The organism is Burkholderia sp. Ac-20384 (assembly GCF_017104605.1).
Lineage (GTDB): Bacteria > Pseudomonadota > Gammaproteobacteria > Burkholderiales > Burkholderiaceae > Burkholderia > Burkholderia lata.
In genome coordinates this window covers 1-3,079 of sequence record NZ_JAAGPE010000546.1, presented here as the reverse complement: position 1 = coordinate 3,079, position 3,079 = coordinate 1, and the positions used below count along the sequence as shown (strand labels likewise).

The window sequence follows — 3,079 nt, the reverse complement described above, 5'->3', positions numbered from 1 at the left end:
CGCCGACAGCGGTGCCGCCGGCCGGGCCGCGAATACGTCGGCCGCCGCGCCGGCGGGTTCGCGATGAAACGCGAATGCCAGCGGCACGCGGGCCGAGCGCATCCCGTGCCGCATCGCGACGCCCGTTTCGGCCGGCCCGACGAACAGCATGCCGTCGTCGGCCAGACGCTCGTCGAGCGAGCGGATCACGCGATCCTGCGCGTCGCGATCGAAGTAGATCAGCACGTTGCGGCAGAACACGAAATCGTAGCGAATGCCGGTATCCACGGCCGGTTCGACGAGGTTCGCCTGACTGAACTGCACGCACGCGCGCACGCGCTCGTCGAGCAGCCAGCCGTCGCGGGTCGGCGTGAAGTGCCGCGCGCGAAACTCCGTCGCGGTGCCGCGAAACGCATTGCGCCCGTAGCAGCCGAGCCGCGCCTGCTCGATCGCACGCGCGCTGAGGTCGATCGCGTCGATCGTGAAGCTGGCCGGGTCGAGCCCCGCGTCGAGCAGCGCCATCGCCGCCGAATACGGCTCTTCGCCCGTCGAGCACGGCGCGCTCAGCACACGGATCACCCGGCCGGGCAGCGCGGCGAGCCGTTCCGTCGCGAGCCGCACGAGCGTCGCGAAGGCCTCGCGGTCGCGGAAGAACCAGGTCTCGGGCACGACGAACAGCTCGATCAGCGCCCGCCTTTCATCGGCCGACGCGTTGAGCTGCTGCCAGTAGGCGTCGAGCGCGTCCTGCGTCACGGGCGGCCGCGCCGCCGACGGCAGGCGCTCGCCGTCCGCCTGCAGCGCGTGCACGCGTTCCGTCAGCGCACGGGTCAGGAAATCGTTACCGAGCGAATCGGGGTCGATGCCGGTCTCGCGCAGCAGCCAGCCGCGAAATCGCGATTCGGACTCTTTCATGCGGACTCTCCCCCGTGGCCCGGCAGGCCGTCGAACAGATACAGGCGCGCGACGTCGTCGATCAGGTCGGACACCGATACCTGCTGCACGACGCCGTCGGGCGTATTCGCGACCGGCCCGAGCCAGCGCGTGCGCGCGGTCGAAATGCCGCTCGACCGAAACGCCGCGCGGTCGATCCGCATCGTCTGCGTCGCACGCTCGACGATCAGCCCGATCGTGCGCTCGCCGCCCGCTTCGTCCGCGCGGTAGCGGACCATCACGAGCCGCGTCGAGCGCAACGCATGCGCGCGGCGCCCGAGCGCCAGCATCGGCACGTCGATTACCGGCACCGGCTGGCCGCCGCGCATCAGCAGCCCGGCGATCCAGTCGGGTGCGCCGGGCACGGCCTTCGTGACCGCGAGCGGCAGCACCTCGTCGATGCCGGCTGCGTCGAGCGCATAGCGTTCGCCGTCGAGCTCGAACATCAGGAACAGCGCGTGGGCGCCGTTCTGCGGGTCGGCGCGCGTCACGCGTCGACCTTGAAGCGCGACACGCTGGTGCGCAACTGATTCGCGACGAGCGTCAGGTCGTCGATCGCCTGCGACGACTGGCGCAGCGACTCGGCCGTCTGCTGCGCGGCCTCCGACAGCTGCGACAGCGCCTGCGTGATCTGCTCGGCGCCGTTCGCCTGCGTCTGCATCCCTTCGTTGACCATCTGGAAGCGCGGCGCGAGCGTCTGCACCTCGGCGATGATCTGCGACAGCTGCCCGCCGACCTGCTGCACGTCGAGCATGCCGCGGCGCACTTCCTCGGAGAACTTGTCCATCCCCATCACGCCCGCCGACACCGCCGACTGGATTTCCTTCACCGTCTGCTCGATGTCGTAGGTCGCCACCGCCGTCTGGTCGGCGAGGCGGCGGATCTCGGTCGCGACGACCGCGAAGCCGCGGCCGTACTCGCCGGCCTTCTCGGCCTCGATCGCCGCGTTCAGCGACAGCAGGTTGGTCTGGTCGGCCACCTTGGTGATCGTCGCCACCACCTGGTTGATGTTCAGCGCCTTCTCGTTGAGGATCGCGAGCTTCGCGTTCACCGAACCGGCCGCGTCCATCACGCTGCGCATCGTCTCGCCCATCCGCGTGAGCCCGCTCTGGCTCACGCCCGCGAGCGTCGCCGACTGCTCGGCCACGCCGGCCACTTCGTTCATCGTGCGCAGCAGGTCGCGCGACGTCGCGAAGATCTCGCGCGATGTCGCGCCGATCTCGGTCGTCGTCGCCGCAGTTTCGTTCGCGGTCGCCTGCTGCTCGCGCGACGTCGCCGCGATCTCGGCCACCGACGTCGTCACCTGCAGCGACGACTGCTGCGCGCGTGCGACGAGCTCGGTCAGCTCGTCGGCCATCCGGTTGAAGCCCGTCTCGAGCGTGCCGAATTCGTCGCGGCGACGCAGGTCGAGGCGGTGCGTCAGGTTGCCGGTGCGCATCACGTCGTGCACCTCGACGAGCCGCGCCATCGGTACGGTCACCGAACGGTACAGCACGTAGCCGAGACCGAGCGCGGACAGCAGCACGAACGCCACCGCGACCGCGAGCACGACTTCGGTGTCCTGCACGGATTCGCGGATCAGCTTCGCGGATTGCTCGGCGAACTTGCGGTTTTCCTGCACCAGCACGTTCGCGTTGCGCACGACCTCGGTCCACGCGGGCAGCGTTTTCGCGTATGCGGCGACGGCCTCCTCGCGCGATACGCGGCTCTTCTGCACGGCTTCGTTCAGCAGCGGCACGTAGCGGTCGTACGCGCCGCGGAACGCCGCGAAGCGCTGCCGGTCGTCGTCGCGGAACGTCGTGCTCTGGTAGTCGACCGACAGCGATTCGATGTCCTTCAGCGCGTCGGAGATCTTCGCGAGATCGCGCTGCACGGTTTCGGCCTCGGTGTCGACGAAGGTCGCCTGCTGCAGCAGCGTGAACGATTCGTTGACCGAACCGCGCAGCGACGACGCGAGGTAGACGCCGGGCAGCGAGTCGCGCTCGATGCTGACGGCTTCGCTGTTGATCGCGCGCAGGCGCTCGTAGGACACGCCGGCTGTCACCAGCATCAGCACGAACAGCACGCCGAAGCTGAGCAGGATGCGATTGCCGAGCGTCAGCCGGGCAGCGCCGATCGTCGGATGCAGGCTTTCATTGGTCGCGCGGGGCGTCACGGTGGCCATGTTCGA

3 protein-coding genes are annotated in these 3,079 nt (G+C 69.4%); all 3 read right to left on the bottom strand.

Annotated features, from left to right (window positions below; all coding sequences use genetic code 11):
* A partial coding sequence (locus G3O00_RS41435; protein ID WP_206146466.1) for a protein-glutamate O-methyltransferase CheR occupies positions 1 to 891 on the bottom strand: 891 nt, incomplete at its 3' end.
* Positions 888 to 1,400: a chemotaxis protein CheW gene (locus G3O00_RS41430; protein ID WP_206146465.1), complete on the bottom strand. Its 513-nt coding sequence runs from the start codon at positions 1,398 to 1,400 to the stop codon at positions 888 to 890. The genes G3O00_RS41430 and G3O00_RS41435, both read right to left, overlap by 4 nt.
* Positions 1,397 to 3,073, bottom strand: a complete 1,677-nt coding sequence (locus G3O00_RS41425; RefSeq protein WP_011355901.1) for a methyl-accepting chemotaxis protein — start codon at positions 3,071 to 3,073, stop codon at positions 1,397 to 1,399. Before G3O00_RS41425 ends, G3O00_RS41430 begins: the two co-directional genes overlap by 4 nt.
* Positions 3,074 to 3,079: the final 6 nt, after the last annotated feature.

Excerpts from the sequence above, each read along its gene's own strand:
- G3O00_RS41425 (WP_011355901.1), bottom strand. The coding sequence starts at position 3,073 with ATGGCCACCGTGACGCCCCGCGCGACCAATGAAAGCCTGCATCCGACG.